Source organism: Roseobacter sp. HKCC-CH-9208 (genome assembly GCF_037805125.1).
GTDB lineage: Bacteria > Pseudomonadota > Alphaproteobacteria > Rhodobacterales > Rhodobacteraceae > M30B80.
In genome coordinates this window covers 1052501-1071443 of the sequence record NZ_JBBLYK010000001.1, presented here as the reverse complement: position 1 = coordinate 1071443, position 18943 = coordinate 1052501, and the positions used below count along the sequence as shown (strand labels likewise).

Below are 18943 nucleotides of genomic sequence, written 5' to 3'. Positions count from 1 at the left end.
CCGATACCCCCTTGATATAGGAAAGCTACCTCGCGCCTTACGAACCAATTTTAGAATTATTCTAATTTTGGCATGACAAAGCGCCGCAGTTCCTAGAACGGGTTTTTCGCACGAAAGGTCATGCCACGCCCGCCATCAGGGTGGCGCAGGCGCAGGGTTTCTGCGTGCAGCATGAGGCGCGGAAAGTCGCGTGCAGGCCCTTTAGCATAGAACGGATCGCCCAAAATTGGATGTCCCAATTCCCGCATATGGACGCGCAATTGGTGCGAGCGGCCCGTTTGGGGGAGCAGCCGCATCCTGGTGCTTGTCTCGTCATGACGCAAGACCTTCCATTCCGTCACGGCCGCGCGACCCGTCTCGTGGCAGACCTTTTGCAAGGGGCGGTTTGGCCAATCCACAATCAGGGGCAGATCAATCACGCCCTCTTTGCCGTCAACTTGGCCCCAGACCAAGGCGAGGTAGGATTTCTTCATCATCCGCTTTTCAAATTGCAGCCCCAAATGGCGCTGCGCGGCGGGGGTGCGCGCGAAGACAATCACGCCTGAGGTATCCATATCCAGCCGATGCACCAACAGGGCCTCAGGAAAGGCGGCTTGCAGGCGGGTGATCAGGCAATCCTTCAGATGTTCCCCCTTGCCTGGAACAGATAAAAGACCTGCGGGCTTATTGACGACCAGCAGTTCATGATCCTCATGGATCAATTCAAGAGGCGTGTTTGGGGGGCTGTAGACGAATTCGGTCATGGGAGGCTTAGGGATGATCGCGCGTGATCAAACGCCATGCTGACCAAATCGCGCTGCCCAAGAAAAACCCACCCGCAATGATGCCAATCTCCGCCATTGCGGGGCCAGATGGCAGGCCACGATACGCGACAGCACCGCCAAGCGCGGCCACACCCACCAAGGAAAAGCAGAAGCGAAACCAAAGCTCGGCACGATCTGGCCCGAATTTGCGCTTTTTGCTCATGAGTTTGGCCCCTCTATCACACATCCATCGTAACCGATGATGGTTTCGCCTGAAAACGCATCTGCACAGGCCGCGCGCCAGTGATCGGCGGTAATCTCAGGGTCATCTGCGGGCACAAGGTGGTGCAGGGCCAGACGCGGCACGCCAGCAGCTTGTGCAATTTTGGCAGCATCGCGGGCCTCTGTATGGGCGCGCACAATATGCGCTTTGAGTTTTGCGCCATCGCCCGTGGTGCGGGCGACCAAGCGATCCACCCCTGCCTCAAGCATGGCTTCGTGGATCAAGAGATCACATCCGCGGGCGAAATCGGCCAAAGGCGGGAAATACGCGGTATCGGCCGAAAAACAGACTGACCAGTCAGGGCTGTTAAAGCGTAGCGCAAAGCAATCAAGAATGGGGGGGTGATCAACCCGCAACGCGCGCACCACTAGGCCATTTTGCAGATTTGCCACGATGCCCTCATCATATTCGGTGATCGTCACCAACCCGCGCAAATCGGGGCGGCCCTCATCATCAATGCGTAGATCAATGTCGAAAGCGAGAGACGCAAGGAACCCCTCCCATACTGCGCCAATGCCTTTGGGGCCGTAAACATGGACAGGGGTGGCAAGGCCAGATGTCCAAGCGGTGTGGATCAATCCACCCAGTTCCAAAATATGGTCTGAATGAAGATGGGTGATGAAAATCAGATCAAGAGATTTGAGCGAAAGCCCTGTCTGCACAAGCCCCTTGGACACGCCAAGTCCGCAATCTACAACACAGCTGCGCCCTGCAATCTCCACTAAGCTAGAGGTGGGCATTGGGCCATTGGGGCGAATTGCAGGCCCGCCTTTTACACCCATAAGCACGACTTTGTTGGACATGAGAGCGCCCTTTCGCCTGTTCACGCCCCTGCCTAGCCAAGCAGGGCGTGAATGGAAAGCCGCCAGTTGATCAGATGCGCAGGAATGTTTGCGCGATACGCGGCAAGAGGCCTTCAAATTTCAGGCGCGCATCGGTGGCAATCAGACAGATGCAATCTTCGCCCGCCTCAGCCACGGGGGTGTGGTTCATGGTTTCATCGCCAATTTCGATGTCACCACGCCCGAAACGGTCGGTTTCATCACGATAGGCCCCTTGAAGCACCAAGGTCATTTCGGTTCCGCGATGTGTGTGGCGGGGCATCGCTTGGCCCGCTGGAATGAACAAAAGCCGCGCGGTGGCATCCTTGCCTTCGCTGATAATCGCTTGCTTGCAGCCCATCCCAATCGGGCGCCATTTCACATCTGCCAGATCGCACCCAATCATATCGCGCAGCGGGGCAGGGAAAATGCCATCTTCTGGCCGAGTTTGATTTTGCGGGCTGGCCGCCTCTGATGCGGCGTTTTCATTTATACGGCTCAGGGTTTTGGAAAGGCTGTCCTTTGCAAGGGGGGCCTCGTCCATCTCGTCTAGGACGCAGCCGCCAACCGCATCAAAGGCATGCAGCCTTGCGCGGGCGTCATCACTGAGCGAGACATGAGTGGCAACAACAAGGTCGAAAGCCGCAGGCAAACTGCCTGCTGCGTAGCCGATCAAAAAGTCGTCACTGATATGATGTTTTACTTCGGTCATTTGGTCGCTTGGCTCATGTTATGACGCAATCTCTCTAGCGCCAACCTAATTCGCGATTTGATCGTGCCAAGGGGCAGGCCTGTTTCTGTTGCAATCTCGCCATGGCTGAGATCCCCAAAATAGGCTTTTTCGATCAAAACTCTTTGTTTCTGAGGTAGTCTTTTGAGGGCTTCGGCCAGTTTGCGGCTCTCTTGTTGGAGGGCAAGAACATCTTCTTGGTCGGGTTCTGCCTCTGGCCCCCATGGTAAATCTTCTGGCTCTGGTCGTGCATATTTGCGCAACAGGTCAATCTTGCGGTTCCGCGCAATGGTGAAAATCCATGTCGCGACCGAGGCCCGCGCGGGATCAAACAGATGTGCTTTGCGCCACAAAGTGGCCATCACATCCTGCATACATTCTTCCGCGAGCGCCTCATCCGCGCCTGACTTGATCAAAAAGGCTTTCACGCGCGGGGCGAAATGCCGAAACAAAGCAGCAAAGGCCGCTTGATCACGATTTTGCGCAATCGCCATCACTTCGGCGATCCATTCGCAGGACTGCGCCTTGAGGGGGGGAGGGGTCAGCGGTGTTGACATCAGCGGCGCCGCATCAGCGGGGGCTGACTCATGCCGACCTTGCGCGCAATGTGCATCGCGAGGGTTACCTGCCGTCAAATTATGAACATCAAGGTCGAGCATATCACGGTTACGCGCAGGTTACAGGGTTGGATCAAAAAATTATCGTGAGGGCCGTCCGCCCTTCGAACTTTGGCGCACACTTAGAAAAAATTGAGGCAATTTTTAATCCAAGGCGCGACAGGGGGCGTAAACTTGGCTAGACAGAGAAAAAACACTAACAAGGGAAATATCCGTGCCATTTGAAACACCTCCCGCCCCCCCTCACACTTTGGCCGTCATCGGGGGAGGGATCTCAGGGATGGGGGCCGCCTATTACCTTGCGCCAAATGCCAATGTAACCTTGTTTGAAGCGGAGAACCGCCTTGGGGGGCATGCGCGCACTGTGGTTGCAGGCCGCCACTGCGATCAGCCTGTTGATACGGGGTTCATCGTATTCAACTACGTCAACTATCCCAATTTGGTGCGTCTGTTCGAAGAGCTGCAGGTTCCTGTTGTCGGGAGTGACATGAGTTTTGCGGCCTCAATCGGGGGCGGGGCGATTGAATATGGCCTGCATTCGCTCAAGGCCCTATTCGCGCAACGCAAAAACCTTATGCGGCCGCAATATCTGCGCATGTTGGCTGACATCATGCGCTTTAACGCGCAGGCGGCCAGTTTGGCCAATGACAGCTCGCAAACCTTGGGCGAGTTCATGGATGAGTTGGGTATGGGCGCGTGGTTTCGCGATTACTACCTGACCCCAATTTCTGGCGCGATTTGGTCGACCCCAAAAGAGGAGATCATGGATTTCCCCGCCCAGGCCCTTGTGCGGTTTTTCCAGAACCACAACTTGCTGCAAGCGTCAGGCCAACATCAATGGTGGACCGTGCACGGCGGCTCTATTGAATATGTCACGCGGCTTGAGCGCGCGTTGAGCGAGCGTGGGGTGACCATCGTCACCAATGCAGGCGTGGACAAGGTCAAGCGCGTGGCGGGCGGTGTTGAGATCCGCCGTGATGGCCAATGGCAGCGCTTTGACGATGTGGTCTTTGCAACACATTCTGATGACAGTTTGGCGCTCTTGGCGGACCCAACCGCGCAAGAACAAGCCGCCCTTGGTGCAGTCCGCTATCAGCCCAATGAAATGGTGTTGCACGCAGATCGCCGCGCGATGCCATTGCGCGAAGTCACATGGGCAAGTTGGAATTACACCGAGCGCGCAGGCTATAGCGGTGGCCCAATTGATCTGACCTATTGGATGAACCGCCTGCAACCCATCCCAAAATCTGACCCGCTGTTTGTGACATTGAACAGCCGTGGAGAGATTGCAGATGATTTGATCTATGACACAGCAACCTTCCGTCATCCCGTTTATGATTTGGCCGCATTAGCCGCACAAGGCACAGTGCGGGCCATGAATGGCACTGGAAACACTTGGTTCTGCGGGGCGTGGATGAAAAATGGGTTCCACGAGGATGGGTTGGCCAGTGCGATTGATGTGGTCAATGCCATGGCCGAACGGGATCGCATGGTTGCGGCGGCCTGACGGGAGAAAGCAGTGTCATCATCGGTGGATTATATCGCAGGCGAAACATTTCATGGCCGCAGGGGCGCTGTGGAAAATGCGTTTCGATATTCCATTGATTACGTGATGCTTGATGCAGAGGTGGATGATCTGATTGCCCCCGCATTGTTTGGCCGCAACAAGGGAAATCTTGCAGCCCTACGGGATCTTGACCACGGCGGTGCGCCCAAAAACGGAGCGGGGGCCAGTTGGGCACGCGCTGTTTTGGCCGCGCATGGATTGGCCGAGCAGACCCAAGGCAAGCTGATGCTTTTGGCGCAGCCGCGTCTCTTGGGCCATGTGTTCAACCCTGTCAGTTTTTGGTTGGCCTATGATACCCAAGCGCGCTTGCGCGTTGTCATTGCCGAAGTGTCTAATACTTTCGGTGATCGGCATTCCTATCTTTGCCATCGCGAAGATCTCGAGGAAATCACCCGTCACGATATTTTGCGGGCAAAAAAGATGTTCCACGTCTCGCCCTTCCAAGAAATTGAGGGCGCTTATGAATTCCGCTTTGATATTCGTGCGGATCGGGTAGGGATTTTCATTGATTACGCCACAGGCAATGAGGGGCTTTATGCCACGCTGACCGGCGCGCGCCGTCCGTTGCGCAATGGCGATATCTTGCGCGCCTTATGGCGGCGGCCTTTTGGGTCGCGCAGGGTTTTGGGCCTGATCCATTGGCAGGCGCTGAAATTATGGATCAAGGGCGCGCCCTATCGTCCGCGCCCTGAGCCGCCCGAACGCGAGGTGTCTTGATGGCTAAGCGCAGCGCGCCCTTGGCGGGCTACGCAGTTTTTGCCGCCATGCTGTCGAGCGCGGGCCTGCCCATTTATATCCATGCCCCGAAATTCTATGTCGATGAATATGGCTTGGGCCTTGCGGCGCTCGGGGGCATCCTTTTCGGCTTGCGGTTATTTGATGTGGTGCAAGACCCTGCTTTGGGATGGTTGGCACGCACCACCCGCGCCTATCGGAGGGGCATGGTGGCGGGGGCTGTGACGATTCTTGCTGCCTCCATGTATGGCCTCTTTGCCATTGCGCCGCCGATTGCCCCCGTGTGGTGGTTTGCGCTGACCTTAATCGGATTGTTCTCGTCTTTCTCCTTCCTCACGATCTGCTTTTACGCCGAGGGTGTGCAAACCGCCGAACGGCTTGGAACAGATGGTCATTTGCGCCTTGCCACATGGCGCGAAACGGGGGGGTTGTTGGGGGTATGCTTGGCGTCAGTTGCCCCAATTGCATTGGCAAGCTTCTTGCCCAACCCGTTTACAGGTTTTGCGATTGGCTTTGTGGGTCTTTGCGCCCTTGCCTATGTGTTGATGCGCCCTGACTGGGGGCAGGGGGCGGCGACACCGCCAACCGCCTTTGGCACAATCTTGCGCGATCAGACGGCGCGGCGTTTGTTGGGCATTGCTTTGATCAATGCCGCCCCAGTCGCGGTGACCTCCACCCTTTTCCTGTTCTACGTTGAAGGGGTGTTGCAGGCCCTTGGATGGGAGGGGCCGCTTTTGTTGCTGTTCTTTCTCGCTGCCGCCCTGTCCGCGCCATTTTGGACACGGGCCGCCACGCGCTTTGGGGCCAAGCCTGTATTGCTGTTTGGCATGGCTTTGTCGATTTTGGCCTTCGCCTTCACCCTCGCTTTGGGGGCGGGCGATGTGGTCGCTTTTGCTTTGATCTGTTTGGCTTCGGGAATGGCGCTTGGGGCAGATTTGACGATCCTGCCTGCCATTTTCTCGCATCATTTGTCCAAAATCGCACCCGAGGCGGGCGCAGCCTTCGGATTGTGGTCCTTCGCGACCAAATTCACCTTGGCCTTCGCCGCCGTCACCCTATTGCCCCTGTTGGAGGCCGCAGGGTTTGAGGCGGGCGCGGCCAATCCCGAAGCGGCATTGTCGCGCTTGGTGTTGCTCTATGCGGCGGTTCCATGCGCGCTCAAGCTGCTTGCGATCACGATTCTGAGTATCACACCTTTGCCACAAGAACGCGCGCGCTAGGTTTACTTTCGCGAGAGAGATGGGGTTTTTATGCGAGATTTTGCAGGAAAGACATATTGGCTTGTCGGCGCATCCGAAGGGTTGGGTGCAGCCTTGGCTGAGAAATTATCTGGCGCAGGCGCGGAGGTGATCTTATCCGCCCGATCTGAGGCGCGGCTTAACGAGGTTGCGACACGCCTAAACGGCCCATCTCGGGTTGTGCCCATGGATGTCAGTGATGCGCAAAGCGTGGCCAAAGCCGCTCGGGATGTCGGCGATATAGATGGGATGGTCTATCTTGCAGGCGTTTATTGGCCGATGCATGCCAGTGCTTGGGATAGTGACCAAGTCTTGGCGATGATGGATATCAATGTCATGGGTGCGGCGCGCGTCTTGGGCCATGTCGTGCCGCAATTCGTGGCAAAGGATGCAGGTCATATCGTCATCACGGGCAGTCTGTCGGGCTTTCGTGGCCTCCCTTCGGCCACGGGCTATGGCCCATCGAAGGCAGCGGTGATGCATATGGCGGAATCCCTGCGTGTGGATATGCGGCGCAGCAATGTCGCGGTGCAACTGGTCAACCCTGGTTTCATCCGCACGAGGCTGACCGATAAGAACAATTTTGCCATGCCGTTCATCATGGATCCCGCCCCTGCGGCAGATATTTTCTTGCGCCATATGCGGCGCAAGAAATTCAGTTGCAGTTTTCCATGGGGCTTTGGGGCGTTTTTCAGGGTCAGTCAGTTCTTCCCCGATTGGCTCTACTACCGCATTTTCTAGGCGAGATGGTCCACCACAGACAGGCTTTGGGCAAGGGTTCCCACAACCTCCATCCAGTCGCGGACAAGCCCGATATCATGCGGCGCAGCGGACACGCCCGCAGGCACGGCCCCTGTGATTGCCGCTTTGACGGCCAGTGCGACAGGGGTTGAGACAAGCCGCGCCATCGCTGTGCCGCGCGCATCGCCCCATGCATCCATCACATAGGTTTTGTGCCACCGCGCAGTCCCCGCGACCTCCGCCTTGAGAGAGACGCATAAAACAACGCGGTCTGGCTCATCGGCCTCATAGGAATTTTCGCGCCAGAATTGGTCAGACATCACGCGCAGCCGCGCATCGCCCGCCGCCCCCTCGAGGGTTTCGATTTCGCGGAACACGGGCGCCCATGCCTCAGACCACCCAGCAAGACGCAAAGTGCCGCGCACAAACCGCTGCACATTCCAATCGGCTTCAAACCCGTATTCGGCCATAAAAGGCAGACTGTCGCGGTTTGGATAGACCTCAAATTCCTCTGGCGTTTCAAGGGGTGCGGTGTAGTGCGAAATCGCATCCCAAGGCCGCGAGACGTTTAATTCTTTGCCATTGGCAATGGAACGCGAAGGCGACCGCAGTGCTTTGAGAACGCCAAGCGGCGACCAGCTGAATTTGTAGCGAAACGAGTTCGCGATTTTGGGAATTCCACCGCAGTAAGAGATGAAATCATGGGCATTTTTCGGGTCAAAAGCAGCACTGTTGCGATAGTCATGCATGAGGGCATGAGCCATCAAATGGTCGATGCCCGGGTCAAGGCCCACCTCATTGACAACGCAAACCCCAGCCTTGCGTGCCGCCTCATCCAATGCGCGCATCTCAGGTGCGATATAGGAGGAGGAGACAAAATGTGCCCCTGCCGCAATCGCCATTGTGGCAAGCGGCACATGCATATCGGCAGGCAGCATTGAGATAACCACATCGCCCTTTTTTGTGGCTTCGGTGAGGGCTGCCATATCAAACGCGCGGATGTCTTTTGCGATATCCCCCACAGCTGCCTTGGCTTTGTCGACACTGCGGTTCCACACGACCACATCGCCTTCGGTTTCAATCAGATGGCGCAGGCCTGGAATGGAGGACAGACCTGTTCCACACCAATGAATTGTCATGATCTAAACTCCCTTAAACTTGTGCGATATGGTGGTCAAAGCGGGCCTTGGCGCGGCCCCACACGCCTTGGGTCAAATCCCCCAACCCGTGCAAAGATGGCAAAAGCTGCGCGGCGTAATCTTCCGAACTTTCTAGCGGCAAGAGAGAGGGCAGATTGTCAATCGCCATGACATCTAATGGTGGCACATCATGCACCCGCAACGCAGGTTCCCCCCATGTGGTGACATGATCATAGACCTTGATTGGCGAGAAATCGGAACTTGGATCGCAGGCAATATCCCCAATCACGCGCAACGCGCGCGGGGCCTCTTTGGCGCTTCGCGGCACAAATACGGGCACAGAAGGATCCGCGAGAATGCAGTTGAGAAACATTTCATGATCCAGAATTTCTGGGAATGGCCCGCCTGAGCCCGTTTCTGCGATGTCCCAAGCAGTCACTGGAATGCCAAGTGCCGCGCAAAGATCGCGCGCGCCTGTCCCGACCCGCCCCAAGGCGCCGATGATGATGGCGCGGGGCAGATCAATGGCTGTCATCTCACGCTGCAATTCGGCAATCAAAGCGTCTTTGTTGGGATAGCCTTGGATCGGCCCCATGAGTTTGGGTTGTGCAATAAGCGCCTTAAGCGACAACGCCGCGCCCGCGAACCCCGCCCAATATCCAAAGGCGGCTACACGGCGGCCATTTTCATCGACCAGATATTCCAAATCGTAAAGCGTGCCGCCGCCCGCCTTGAATCGTTTCAACAACCTTTGTCCTGCAGGCTGTCCCTTATAGGCATGTCCGAACATGATGTGGCGATGGTGCAGGGGGTGATCGGTTTCTGGCAATTCTTTGAGGCCAAAGATGATCGCATCCTGGGGTGCATCTGCCCATGAGGCAAAGGGTGCGGTTGCACAGCCTGCCTTGATATACCCCTCAACAGGGATCACGCGCGCAGGGCTTTTTTCAACCGTAATTTTCATGCCTTTGGCGATCAGTGCGGCAGCGCCTTCTGGGGTTAGTCCCACCCGCTCCTCGCTTTCGCGTTCTTCTGCGCGCAGCCAGATATGTGTCATGCCCTCTTCCTTCCAAATGCGGGTCTGTCTTTAGGCGAGCCAGCATTTTGCGACAACCGCGCTTTTGGCACAAAAGCGCATATGCGCGGGCGAGTTGCAAGACGGCGCAGCATCGTATCTGCGGCGCTCTTGTTGTGTTTTTTATGCCTCTTTGTGGGGAATTGTGAGGCCTTTTGGTGTGCCGTGTCGCAGAAAACTTGCCCAATTTTGGCGCGGGCCGCAGATTTGCGACAAGAGGGGTTTCTTGGGATTTTATGAAAAATGAAGATGCGGCACATAGTGATGCTTGGGGCTTTTGGCCTTTGTCCGATCATGGCCACGGCCCAACCTGCGGGCGAGATGGAGGCGGCGCGCGAGATATTGTTAGAACTGCAAAGCCGATCTTTCGCAGAGAATCGTGAATATTGCGGCTATATTGGCCTGATGCCCGATGGCACCTATATGGCGACCGAGGTGACACGGGGGACATCGGATTCCTTTTTGTCGCGTGGGGATGAAAGCCGCTTTGTTGAAGTTACGGCATCCTTCCACACCCATGCAGGCTATGATCCTGATGCCGATAGTGAGGTGCCGTCCGTTGAGGATCTCGCGGGCGACATAGACGAAGGCGTCAATGGATATGTCGCCACACCGGGGGGGCGGCTATGGTTCAATGACGGGGGGGATTGGGTTGCCTATCTGATCTGTGGGCCGAATTGCATGGGCCAAGATCCGCGTTATCGTGAGGATGTCTCGGATCAAATCCAAGACAGCTATAGTTTGGACGAATTAGAAGATCGCCAATCTGGTTGGTAGGCCCAAAGAAAAAAGCCGCCCCAAAAGAGGGCGGCGTTTTTCATTGGATCATAAGCTCTTGCGCTTGGATCAGCCCTGACGGGCTTTGAAGCGGCGCTGCGTCTTGTTGATCACATAGACGCGGCCCTTGCGGCGCACGACGCGGCAATCGCGGTGACGCTGCTTGAGCGAACGGAGCGAATTCTTGACCTTCATGGGTCTTCTCCTTCTCGCGGCGCGGCGGTGCGCCTTTGTTCGTTTGGCACGGGATTGTGCCGATGGTGGGCGGTACTGGGATCGAACCAGTGACCCCTACGATGTCAACGTAGTGCTCTACCGCTGAGCTAACCGCCCGATGTCGTTACGGATCGCACCGCTTTTTCCACGCGGCCTTAAGGTAAAGCCAAATGAAACAGAAAAACGGACGTCACGAGCCAAGCCCGTTCCGCAGTAGCGCGGTCTTTAAAAGGAATCGCGGGGCGGTTCAAGGGCTTTTGGTATTTTCCAGAACTGGGCTATATCCAACACATGAGAAACGCACAAAATAGCAGTCCCGCCTATGATTTGACCTTGCCAGAGGTGCATCTGGCCCCTGTTGTTGTGGCTTCACCGCATTCTGGTGATGTCTATCCCGCAGAGTTTCTGGGCGCGATTGATATTGACCCTCACCAAATCCGCAGTTCCGAAGATGCGTTTGTGCATCTATTGGCAGAACGCACTGCTGAATTTGGGGTTCCGTTTTTAAAGGCTCGATTCCCGCGTGCCTATGTTGATCTCAATCGCAATGCGGATGAATTGGATCCCGCTGTCATATTTGGGGTGGCGCGGGGGGCGGCATCGCCACGCATTGCGGCAGGGCTTGGGGTGATTCCGCGCGTGGTGGCCAATGGGTGCAGCATTTATCGCGGTAAGATCACCCGCGCTGAGGCTGAGGCGCGTCTGGCCCGTGTTTGGCATCCCTATCACGCCTGTCTGAGTGATTTGATGGATGCGGCGCGCGCGCAATTCGGCCGCGCTATTTTGCTGGATATGCATTCCATGCCCCATGACGCCTTAGGCGCCGCTTTGGTGGGTAGCAAAAGTAAGCGCCCCGATCTCATTCTAGGGGATCGGTTTGGTGGTGCCGCAGATCGTGAGATTGTTGACCTTGTCCACACCGCCTTTGAAGAGCAAGGGTTCACTGTGGCGCGCAACACGCCCTTTGCAGGGGCGTATATCGCCCAAGCCTATGGCAAGCCGAACCGCGGGCTTCATGCTGTGCAAATCGAAATTGACCGTGCTCTTTATATGGATGAGGCTGTGATTGCCCAAAATGGTGGGTTCGAAGATACCCGTATGCGGGTCACAGCGGCTTTGGCGAAGGTCATTGAGGCCTTTAAGGAAACTGACGCGCAGCCCCTCGCCGCTGAGTGATCACCGCAGCGCGCGGCCCTTTACGATCGCTTGATCGCCAAATTTTTTACGAATTTCATCCGAGGCGCGTTCCGCTTGGAGGCGTTTGGCCTCTTGTGGGTCAAGCAGATTGCCTGCGCGATCCCCCTGAGCTTCGGGGATCAAATCCCCCAGCCCCAAACCGATCAGTCGAAAGGGCGCAAATTTCAGATTAGCCGCAAGCAATTGCGCGGCTTGCGCATAAATGCGGTCTGCCATTTTCGTAGCATCAGGCAGAGCGGTCTGGCGGGTCAGCGTTTTGAAATCGTGAGTTTTCAATTTCAATACCACAACACGCCCTGCAAGCCCCTGCGCCTTTGCGCGTGCCGATAGCTTTTCTGCCAGACGCCAGATATGTCCATCGAGCAAATCAGGATCACGAAGATCATTGGGAAAGGTGGTTTCGTTTGAGATTGATTTCACCTCGCGCGTGGCCGAGATTTTGCGGTTGTCCCGTCCGAAAGACAAATCATGCAGCCGCGCGCCCCATGCGCCGAAACGCGCGACCAATTCATCTTTGGGCCAACGCCGCAGATCACCGATTTTGTGAATGCCCGCCGCCTGCAAATTCGCCTGTGCGGCTGCGCCAATTCCCCATAGCATCGACACGGGCTTTTGAGTCAGGAAATCCTGTGTTTCCGCTTGGCCAATCACCGCAAAGCCCTGTGGCTTGTCGAGGTCAGAGGCGATTTTGGCCAGAAATTTATTATGGCTGAGGCCAATCGACCCTGTCAGTCCCAATTCGGTTTTCATTCGTTTGACCAAGCGCGCTAACATCACAGCGGGCGGGTGACCATGCAATTTGCCTGTGCCCGAGAGATCCAAAAAGGCCTCGTCAAGCGATAACGGCTCAATCGCGGGGGTCAGTTCGTTCATCAATGCGCGAATTTCGCGCGAGACTGCCGCGTAATGCGACATCCGCCCGCGCAGCACCACCGCGTCAGGGCAAAGTTTAAGAGCCTGAAACATCGGCATGGCAGAGCGCACGCCACGGATGCGGGCAATATAACAGGCAGTCGAGACGACACCACGCCGCCCGCCTCCGATGATTAGGGGTTTATCTGCTAAATCGGGATTGTCCCGTTTTTCCACCGAAGCGTAAAATGCGTCACAATCCATATGCGCAATGGATAGATTGAACAGTTCAGGATGGGAGATCACATTTGGCCGCCCGCAGTCGGGGCAGCGGCTGCCTGCCTCAAACTCGCTCAGACAATCGCGGCAGAGGGCGGGCATGGGCGGCGCCCTTAGCCAATCTCTGCCAACACGGCGCGGGCGGCTGCAGCGGGGTCGGCGGCTTGCCAGATTGGGCGCCCCACCACGATGTGATCGGCACCATCCGCGATGGCTTGGGCTGGTGTGGCAACGCGCTTTTGATCGCCAAGCGCGCTGCCTGCGGGGCGCACACCTGGGGTGACGATGAGGCGTCCTGCGGCCTCGGGCAGGGCGCGGATCATTGCGGCCTCCTGTGGTGAGGCGATAACCCCATCTGCCCCCGCTTCAAAGGCACGCGCAGCGCGGGTTGTGACCAGATCGGGAATGTCGCCTGCGGTGATCAGGCTTGCGTCTAAATCCGCGCGATCCAATGAGGTGAGGATGGTCACAGCCAGAATCTTGGTCTTGTGTCCAGAAGCCCCTTCTTTTGCCGCGCGCACGACATGGGGATCACCATGCACAGTCAGAAAATCGAGGTCGAATTGCGCAAGCCCGCGCACCGCCGCTTCGACTGTTACGCCGATATCGAATAGCTTCATGTCAAGGAAGATGCGCTTGCCGTGTTCGTCTTTCAGCTCTTGCGCCAAGGCAAGCCCGCCGCCCGTCAGCATCCCCAAGCCGATTTTGTAAAAGCTGACTGCATTGCCGAGCTTGGCGGCCAACTCTAAACCCGCCACCGCATGGGGCACATCAAGGGCAACAATCAAGCGGTCAGATGCAGCGGTCATTGGACGTCCTTATTCATGGGTTGGGGTCGCGTCCCGTGGTAGCGATGGTTGGCCCGTGGGTCAATTGCCCGACCAAGGCAGCATTGACGCGCCCTTCGGCAACCTGCATTCTCAAACTAGCTAAACTGGATGTAACGTCAGATCATGAGTTTGTCGATTGAAGTGTCGCGTGACGAGGCAAAGCCCGAACAGGGCCCTGCGCGTGTGGGGTGGTTTTTGACCGAAGAAAAAGGGGCAGTGCTTTTTGAGGCGCCTGAACGCGTGGCCGCTCGTGGGGCCAACCGTGCGCATGCAAAATCAGCAACGCGCTGCCCTGCGGTGGTGCAGATGGAAAGCCGCTACTTTATGGTGCGCTGTCCCTATGATCTGCATTTAGGATTTGGGCGTGACAAAGACGGGAAGGCCGTGTTGATCAATCGCGCAGGCACAAGCAGCACAATCCGTGGCAATAAGATTGCCCAAGTGGTGACCTTGGTGTCCGAGGCGGAATGGCGCTATGCTGATCGCCCGAGCATTCAGCTTGCTCTTCCCTACTGCTTCATTGCGGATGAGCCGATCTATCTGACCCAACTGGCCGCGTTTGCCCACTACCGCACAGACCCCCTTCCAGGCACGATTTTTGGGGGGCGGTTTCCGCTGCATATTTGGCCGCGTCCGCTGATGTGGGCGTTCGAATGGCACCAAACGGAGAAAGATTTGGTGCTGAGGCGGGGGGAGCCTTTATTTTATGTCCAGTTTGAAACCCATGACCCCGCCCGTGCAGTGCAATTGGTTGAGGCGGCCCGCACAGCCGAATTGATGGGGTATATGAATGAGCGGTCCGCAGTGACAAATTACGTCAACCAAACATTCTCGCTCTTTGAGGCGGCGGAGCGATTGAGGCCCGCAAAACTTTTGTCAGAACGCATTCGCGATTGAGCCTTAACCCTTGAACAAAGCGCGCTGACCTCCCAAGTTTAAAGAGAAGGCCCGAAAGATGCATCATGCCGCAAAGCGGGTGGTGCGAGACGGGTGCTTAGATGAAGGAGACAGACGATGAACTTTGAAAAGTTCACAGACCGTGCGCGCGGGTTCATTCAGGCCGCTCAAACAGTGGCGCAGCGCGAAGATCACCAAAAATTGGCACCAGAGCATATGCTGAAAGCCTTGCTTGACGATGAGCAGGGTATGGCAGGCAATCTGATCACTAAGGCCGGGGGCGATGCGCGCGAAGTGCGCGCCGCTAATGATGCCGCCATGGCCAAATTACCCAAAGTCACAGGGGATGCGGGGCAGGTCTATATAGACAGCCAAACCTTAAAGGTTTTGGACGAAGCCGAAAAGCTTGCCACCAAAGCGGGCGATAGTTTCGTGCCTGTTGAGCGGATTTTGACCGCGTTGGCCCTTGTGAAATCGCCAGCGAAATCTGCGCTTGAGGCGGGCGGGGTCAATGCTCAATCCCTGAACGCTGCGATCAATGACATCCGTCAGGGTCGCACGGCTGATACCGCCTCGGCTGAAGATGGCTATCAGGCTCTCAAGAAATATGCGCGGGATCTGACGCAAGCCGCGCGGGACGGGAAGATTGACCCGATCATCGGGCGCGATGAGGAAATCCGCCGCGCGATGCAGGTTCTCAGCCGCCGCACTAAGAATAACCCCGTTCTGATTGGAGAGCCGGGTGTCGGGAAAACCGCGATTGCCGAAGGCCTTGCCTTGCGCATCATCAATGGTGACGTTCCCGAAAGCCTGCGCGACAAGCGTTTGATGGCTTTGGATATGGGGGCGCTGATCGCAGGCGCAAAATATCGCGGCGAATTCGAGGAACGGCTGAAGGCGATTTTGAAAGAAATCGAGGCTGCATCTGGTGAAATCATCCTCTTTATTGACGAGATGCACGTTTTGGTGGGGGCGGGCAAATCTGATGGCGCCATGGATGCGGCCAACCTGATCAAGCCTGCGCTCGCCCGTGGCGAACTTCATTGCGTGGGTGCAACCACGCTTGATGAATATCGCAAATATGTCGAGAAAGATGCCGCGCTTGCGCGGCGGTTCCAACCTTTGATGGTCGAAGAACCCGGGGTGGAAGATACAATCTCTATCCTGCGCGGGATCAAGGAGAAGTATGAACTTCACCACGGGGTGCGGATCTCAGATGCGGCGCTTGTGTCCGCGGCGACCTTGTCGAACCGCTATATCACGGATCGATTCTTGCCCGATAAGGCGATTGACCTTGTTGATGAGGCAGCAAGCCGTCTGCGGATGGAGGTCGACAGTAAGCCCGAAGAATTAGACGCGCTTGATCGTCAAATCCTGCAAATGCAGATCGAAGCTGAGGCGCTCAAGAAAGAAGAAGACAGCGCTAGCCGTGAACGGTTGGAAAAGCTTGAGAAAGAATTGGCCAATTTGCAGGAGCAATCTGCGCAAATGACGGCGCAGTGGCAGGGCGAGCGCGACAAGCTTGATGCAGCGCGCAAGCTGAAAGAGGCGCTTGATCAGGCGCGGGCTGAATTAGATCAGGCCAAACGGCGGGGCGATTTGGGTCGTGCAGGTGAATTGTCCTATGGGGTGATCCCTGATCTCGATCGGCAATTGGCCGAGGCTGAGAATGCCGAAGAAGATGTCATGGTCGAAGAGGCTGTGCGCCCCGAGCAAATTGCCGCCGTGGTTGAGCGTTGGACGGGGATCCCCATGTCCAAAATGTTGGAAGGGGAGCGGGAAAAGCTTTTGCGGATGGAGGAGGAGCTTGGCCGCCGCGTCATCGGCCAGCGCGAGGCGGTTTCTGCCGTCAGTCGTGCGGTGCGCCGCGCGCGCGCAGGGCTTCAGGATGAAAATCGCCCGCTTGGGTCATTCCTATTCCTTGGGCCAACGGGTGTAGGGAAAACCGAATTGACCAAAGCCTTGGCTGAATATCTCTTTGACGATGATCAGGCCATGGTGCGGATTGATATGTCCGAATTCATGGAGAAACACGCGGTTGCCCGTTTGATCGGCGCGCCTCCGGGCTATGTCGGATATGACGAAGGCGGTGTTCTGACCGAAGCCGTGCGGCGCAGACCTTATCAGGTGATCCTCTTTGATGAGGTCGAAAAAGCACATCCCGAGGTGTTCAATGTCCTGTTGCAGGTCTTGGATGACGGTATCCTGACTGACGGCCAAGGGCGGCGCGTTGATTTCAAACAAACCTTGATTGTGTTGACGTCAAATTTGGGGGCGCAAGCGCTCAGTCAGTTGCCAGATGGTGGGGACATTGCAGGCGCCAAGCGCGATGTGATGGATGCGGTGCGGGCACATTTCCGCCCCGAGTTCTTAAACCGCCTAGACGATATGATTGTGTTTGATCGCTTGGGCCGCGCAGATATGGGTGGGATTGTTGAAATCCAGCTTGGGCTTTTGGCGAAACGCCTCGCTGCGCGTAAAATCACCGTTGATCTGGATTATGCGGCCAAGGATTGGTTGGCCTCCGAAGGATATGATCCTGTCTTTGGAGCGCGGCCCTTGAAGCGGGTCATCCAACGTAGCCTGCAAGACCCGTTGGCAGAGATGATCTTGGCCGGTGAGGTCAAGGATGGCGCGCGGGTTGGTGTCAGTGCAGGCGCGGATGGGCTGATCATCGGTGACAGGGTGGCGGCCACAAATCGCCCCAAACCTGATGATGCCGTGGTGCATTAAGATCGAAAAAGGCCCCGCATCTTGCGGGGCCTTCTTTATGCGCAATCCGTGCTGCGGATTACATTGGAGGCATGATCACCTTGTCGATGACGTGGATCACGCCGTTTGACGCTTCGATATCGGCGGTAACAACATTGGCGTCATTGACCATCACACCATTATCGAGGTCGATGGTGATATCAGCGCCCTGAACGGTTGCGGCAGTCATGTCATCAGAAAGATCCCCAGACATCACCGCGCCTGCGATCACGTGATAGGTCAGGATTGCGACAAGCTGATCGCGGTTTTCTGGCAAGAGCAGGGTTTCAACTGTGCCTTCGGGCAGGGCGGCAAACGCCTCGTCCGTTGGTGCGAAAACGGTGAGAGGGCCTTCGCCTTTCAGCGTCTCAACCAGACCCGCGGCTTCGGCAGCAGCCAGAAGCGTGGCAAAGCTGCCTGCGGCTGCGGCCGTGTCTACGATATCCTTCGAGTGACCCATCGCAAAAGCCGAAGTGGCAAAAGCTGCGGTTGTGGCAAGTGCAAGTGCAGTGCGTTTGAACATGGTTAGCCTCGTAATCAATGTGGGGTTAAAATTCAGCTTGCCGTCTCGCTAAGAAATATATGTAAAAATAGAGATAAAAATAGTGCAGATGTGAATGCGCGTGACTTGACGCGCGGCGTATCGCGCCTAAGCGCGGCGCATTTTGATCTTCCAATAAATTTGATGTGATTGCGTGTGAGCCTATGTGAATGAAATTGCGATCACGCGTTGCAAACAGTTTCGTGAGATCGTGCAACAAGGCTTGGGAAATGGCGCATCTGCGGCCATGTTCCTCGCAAAACGTGACGACAGAAAGGGTAAGTTGATGGCAAGACGTTGGACAAATGATCTGAGCATTGCAGATGCCACGCCTTATGCGGCCTATATCAACCGCCGCCAAATCATGGCAGGTGCGGCAGGTTTGATTGGTGCAACCGCCCTTGGCCTTGGTCGGGCAAACGCGCAGGAGCTTGTCCCGAATTCTTGGGAAGAGATTACTTCTTATAACAATTACTACGAATTCGGCACAGGCAAAGAGGATCCCGCTAATAATGCAGGCAGCCTAACAACATCGCCTTGGACGATTGAGGTGGATGGGTTGGTCGACAACCCTGGAATCTATGATCTGGCCGAGTTGATTGATGGTCTTGAGGTTGAGGAACGTATCTATCGCTTTCGCTGTGTCGAGGCGTGGTCGATGGTCATTCCATGGAATGGGATCGAACTTGCGGATATTCTGACACGGGTCGGTGTTCAGGAGGGCGCAAATCATGTGGCGTTTGAAACTGTCATGCGACCAGACGAGATGCCTGGCCTGCGCTACCCTGTTTTGGATTGGCCGTATCGCGAGGGTTTGCGCCTAGACGAGGCAATGCATCCGCTGACGATTATGGCCACGGGCATTTATGGCCGCCCTATCCCCAATCAGAACGGCGCGCCGATCCGTTTGGTGG

The 18943-nt window shown here is 56.4% G+C and carries 20 protein-coding genes and 1 tRNA gene (1 of these 21 only partly in view); 9 read left to right on the top strand and 12 right to left on the bottom strand.

The window, feature by feature from the left end; genetic code table 11:
* Positions 1-92 precede the first annotated feature (92 nt).
* The 5 genes from AAC621_RS05325 to AAC621_RS05305 all read right to left on the bottom strand — a co-directional run bounded on the left by AAC621_RS05325 (position 93) and on the right by AAC621_RS05305 (position 3071).
* A complete protein-coding gene (locus tag AAC621_RS05325; protein WP_340252881.1) occupies positions 93-743 on the bottom strand; it encodes an RluA family pseudouridine synthase in 651 nt (216 codons plus the stop codon).
* 7 nt (positions 744-750) lie between these two features.
* Positions 751-966: a hypothetical protein gene (locus AAC621_RS05320; RefSeq protein ID WP_340252879.1), complete on the bottom strand. Its 216-nt coding sequence runs from the start codon at positions 964-966 to the stop codon at positions 751-753.
* Positions 963-1829: an MBL fold metallo-hydrolase gene (locus AAC621_RS05315; RefSeq protein ID WP_340252877.1), complete on the bottom strand. Its 867-nt coding sequence runs from the start codon at positions 1827-1829 to the stop codon at positions 963-965. Before AAC621_RS05315 ends, AAC621_RS05320 begins: the two co-directional genes overlap by 4 nt.
* A 70-nt stretch (positions 1830-1899) precedes the next feature.
* Entirely contained in the window at positions 1900-2559 is a 660-nt protein-coding gene (locus AAC621_RS05310) for a ChrR family anti-sigma-E factor (RefSeq protein ID WP_340252875.1), read from the bottom strand.
* Positions 2556-3071, bottom strand: coding sequence for a sigma-70 family RNA polymerase sigma factor (locus AAC621_RS05305; RefSeq protein ID WP_340256349.1), 516 nt, complete (start codon positions 3069-3071; stop codon positions 2556-2558). The genes AAC621_RS05310 and AAC621_RS05305 overlap by 4 nt, the downstream gene beginning before the upstream one ends.
* A 337-nt stretch (positions 3072-3408) precedes the next feature.
* Between AAC621_RS05305 and AAC621_RS05300 the strand changes: the two genes are divergently transcribed.
* Genes AAC621_RS05300 through AAC621_RS05285 form a run of 4 tightly spaced genes read left to right on the top strand, consistent with a single transcriptional unit; the run spans position 3409 to position 7475 of the window.
* Positions 3409-4701 carry an NAD(P)/FAD-dependent oxidoreductase gene (locus tag AAC621_RS05300; RefSeq protein WP_340252873.1) on the top strand — a complete coding sequence of 431 codons (1293 nt, stop codon included), beginning with the start codon at positions 3409-3411 and terminating at the stop codon, positions 4699-4701.
* A 12-nt stretch (positions 4702-4713) separates the two neighbouring features.
* Positions 4714-5478: a DUF1365 domain-containing protein gene (locus AAC621_RS05295; RefSeq protein ID WP_340252871.1), complete on the top strand. Its 765-nt coding sequence runs from the start codon at positions 4714-4716 to the stop codon at positions 5476-5478.
* Positions 5478-6716: an MFS transporter gene (locus tag AAC621_RS05290; RefSeq protein ID WP_340252869.1), complete on the top strand. Its 1239-nt coding sequence runs from the start codon at positions 5478-5480 to the stop codon at positions 6714-6716. The genes AAC621_RS05295 and AAC621_RS05290 overlap by 1 nt, the downstream gene beginning before the upstream one ends.
* A 30-nt stretch (positions 6717-6746) precedes the next feature.
* Positions 6747-7475: an SDR family NAD(P)-dependent oxidoreductase gene (locus tag AAC621_RS05285; protein ID WP_340252867.1), complete on the top strand. Its 729-nt coding sequence runs from the start codon at positions 6747-6749 to the stop codon at positions 7473-7475.
* Here the strand turns inward: AAC621_RS05285 and AAC621_RS05280 are convergent.
* Together AAC621_RS05280 and AAC621_RS05275 are read right to left on the bottom strand one after the other, a co-directional pair.
* Complete coding sequence (locus tag AAC621_RS05280; RefSeq protein WP_340252865.1) at positions 7472-8614, bottom strand: saccharopine dehydrogenase family protein; 1143 nt, start codon at positions 8612-8614, stop codon at positions 7472-7474. The genes AAC621_RS05285 and AAC621_RS05280 overlap by 4 nt on opposite strands.
* 13 nt (positions 8615-8627) lie before the next feature.
* A complete protein-coding gene (locus AAC621_RS05275) occupies positions 8628-9671 on the bottom strand; it encodes a saccharopine dehydrogenase (protein WP_340252863.1) in 1044 nt (347 codons plus the stop codon).
* 267 nt (positions 9672-9938) lie between these two features.
* Here AAC621_RS05275 and AAC621_RS05270 point away from each other — a divergent pair, with 267 nt between their 5' ends.
* Positions 9939-10466: a DUF4329 domain-containing protein gene (locus tag AAC621_RS05270; RefSeq protein ID WP_340252861.1), complete on the top strand. Its 528-nt coding sequence runs from the start codon at positions 9939-9941 to the stop codon at positions 10464-10466.
* A 69-nt stretch (positions 10467-10535) separates the two neighbouring features.
* Here AAC621_RS05270 and ykgO read toward each other — a convergent pair whose 3' ends face one another.
* Positions 10536-10661: a type B 50S ribosomal protein L36 gene (gene ykgO, locus AAC621_RS05265; RefSeq protein WP_012177066.1), complete on the bottom strand. Its 126-nt coding sequence runs from the start codon at positions 10659-10661 to the stop codon at positions 10536-10538.
* 63 nt (positions 10662-10724) lie between these two features.
* Positions 10725-10799: transfer RNA gene (locus tag AAC621_RS05260), tRNA-Val, on the bottom strand.
* Between the two features lie 174 nt (positions 10800-10973).
* Between AAC621_RS05260 and AAC621_RS05255 the strand changes: the two genes are divergently transcribed.
* Positions 10974-11858, top strand: coding sequence for an N-formylglutamate amidohydrolase (locus AAC621_RS05255; RefSeq protein ID WP_340252859.1), 885 nt, complete (start codon positions 10974-10976; stop codon positions 11856-11858).
* On the opposite strand, the gene AAC621_RS05250 is transcribed toward AAC621_RS05255, so the two are convergent.
* Both AAC621_RS05250 and pyrF read right to left on the bottom strand, forming a co-directional pair.
* Complete coding sequence (locus AAC621_RS05250) at positions 11859-13112, bottom strand: DNA polymerase IV (protein ID WP_340252857.1); 1254 nt, start codon at positions 13110-13112, stop codon at positions 11859-11861.
* Between the two features lie 11 nt (positions 13113-13123).
* Positions 13124-13819, bottom strand: coding sequence for an orotidine-5'-phosphate decarboxylase (gene pyrF, locus AAC621_RS05245; protein ID WP_340252855.1), 696 nt, complete (start codon positions 13817-13819; stop codon positions 13124-13126).
* 144 nt (positions 13820-13963) lie between these two features.
* On the opposite strand from pyrF, the gene AAC621_RS05240 reads away from it, so the two are divergent.
* The gene (locus tag AAC621_RS05240) at positions 13964-14737 is read left to right on the top strand and encodes a hypothetical protein (RefSeq protein WP_340252853.1); all 774 of its coding nucleotides are present in this window, start codon (positions 13964-13966) and stop codon (positions 14735-14737) included.
* 117 nt (positions 14738-14854) lie between these two features.
* Positions 14855-17470, top strand: a complete 2616-nt coding sequence (clpB, locus tag AAC621_RS05235; RefSeq protein ID WP_340252851.1) for an ATP-dependent chaperone ClpB — start codon at positions 14855-14857, stop codon at positions 17468-17470.
* A gap of 58 nt (positions 17471-17528) precedes the next feature.
* Here clpB and AAC621_RS05230 read toward each other — a convergent pair whose 3' ends face one another.
* Complete coding sequence (locus AAC621_RS05230; protein WP_340252849.1) at positions 17529-18011, bottom strand: fasciclin domain-containing protein; 483 nt, start codon at positions 18009-18011, stop codon at positions 17529-17531.
* A gap of 304 nt (positions 18012-18315) precedes the next feature.
* Here AAC621_RS05230 and msrP point away from each other — a divergent pair, with 304 nt between their 5' ends.
* Positions 18316-18943, top strand: the 5' portion of a protein-coding gene (msrP, locus tag AAC621_RS05225) for a protein-methionine-sulfoxide reductase catalytic subunit MsrP (protein ID WP_340256346.1). The gene runs 278 nt beyond the window's last position; 628 of the gene's 906 nt are visible here — the first part of the coding sequence; it begins with the start codon at positions 18316-18318; its stop codon lies off the right edge, out of view.

Bases quoted from the DNA above. Each gene is read 5' to 3' on its own strand.
- AAC621_RS05325 (WP_340252881.1), bottom strand. From the start codon at position 743: ATGACCGAATTCGTCTACAGCCCCCCAAACACGCCTCTTGAATTGATC.
- AAC621_RS05320 (WP_340252879.1), bottom strand. From the start codon at position 966: ATGAGCAAAAAGCGCAAATTCGGGCCAGATCGTGCCGAGCTTTGGTTT.
- AAC621_RS05315 (WP_340252877.1), bottom strand. From the start codon at position 1,829: ATGTCCAACAAAGTCGTGCTTATGGGTGTAAAAGGCGGGCCTGCAATT.
- AAC621_RS05310 (WP_340252875.1), bottom strand. From the start codon at position 2,559: ATGACCGAAGTAAAACATCATATCAGTGACGACTTTTTGATCGGCTAC.
- AAC621_RS05305 (WP_340256349.1), bottom strand. From the start codon at position 3,071: ATGGCGATTGCGCAAAATCGTGATCAAGCGGCCTTTGCTGCTTTGTTT.
- AAC621_RS05290 (WP_340252869.1), top strand. From the start codon at position 5,478: ATGGCTAAGCGCAGCGCGCCCTTGGCGGGCTACGCAGTTTTTGCCGCC.
- AAC621_RS05285 (WP_340252867.1), top strand. From the start codon at position 6,747: ATGCGAGATTTTGCAGGAAAGACATATTGGCTTGTCGGCGCATCCGAA.
- AAC621_RS05280 (WP_340252865.1), bottom strand. From the start codon at position 8,614: ATGACAATTCATTGGTGTGGAACAGGTCTGTCCTCCATTCCAGGCCTG.
- AAC621_RS05275 (WP_340252863.1), bottom strand. From the start codon at position 9,671: ATGACACATATCTGGCTGCGCGCAGAAGAACGCGAAAGCGAGGAGCGG.
- AAC621_RS05270 (WP_340252861.1), top strand. From the start codon at position 9,939: ATGCGGCACATAGTGATGCTTGGGGCTTTTGGCCTTTGTCCGATCATG.
- ykgO (WP_012177066.1), bottom strand. From the start codon at position 10,661: ATGAAGGTCAAGAATTCGCTCCGTTCGCTCAAGCAGCGTCACCGCGAT.
- AAC621_RS05255 (WP_340252859.1), top strand. From the start codon at position 10,974: ATGAGAAACGCACAAAATAGCAGTCCCGCCTATGATTTGACCTTGCCA.
- AAC621_RS05250 (WP_340252857.1), bottom strand. From the start codon at position 13,112: ATGCCCGCCCTCTGCCGCGATTGTCTGAGCGAGTTTGAGGCAGGCAGC.
- pyrF (WP_340252855.1), bottom strand. From the start codon at position 13,819: ATGACCGCTGCATCTGACCGCTTGATTGTTGCCCTTGATGTGCCCCAT.
- AAC621_RS05240 (WP_340252853.1), top strand. From the start codon at position 13,964: ATGAGTTTGTCGATTGAAGTGTCGCGTGACGAGGCAAAGCCCGAACAG.
- clpB (WP_340252851.1), top strand. From the start codon at position 14,855: ATGAACTTTGAAAAGTTCACAGACCGTGCGCGCGGGTTCATTCAGGCC.
- AAC621_RS05230 (WP_340252849.1), bottom strand. From the start codon at position 18,011: ATGTTCAAACGCACTGCACTTGCACTTGCCACAACCGCAGCTTTTGCC.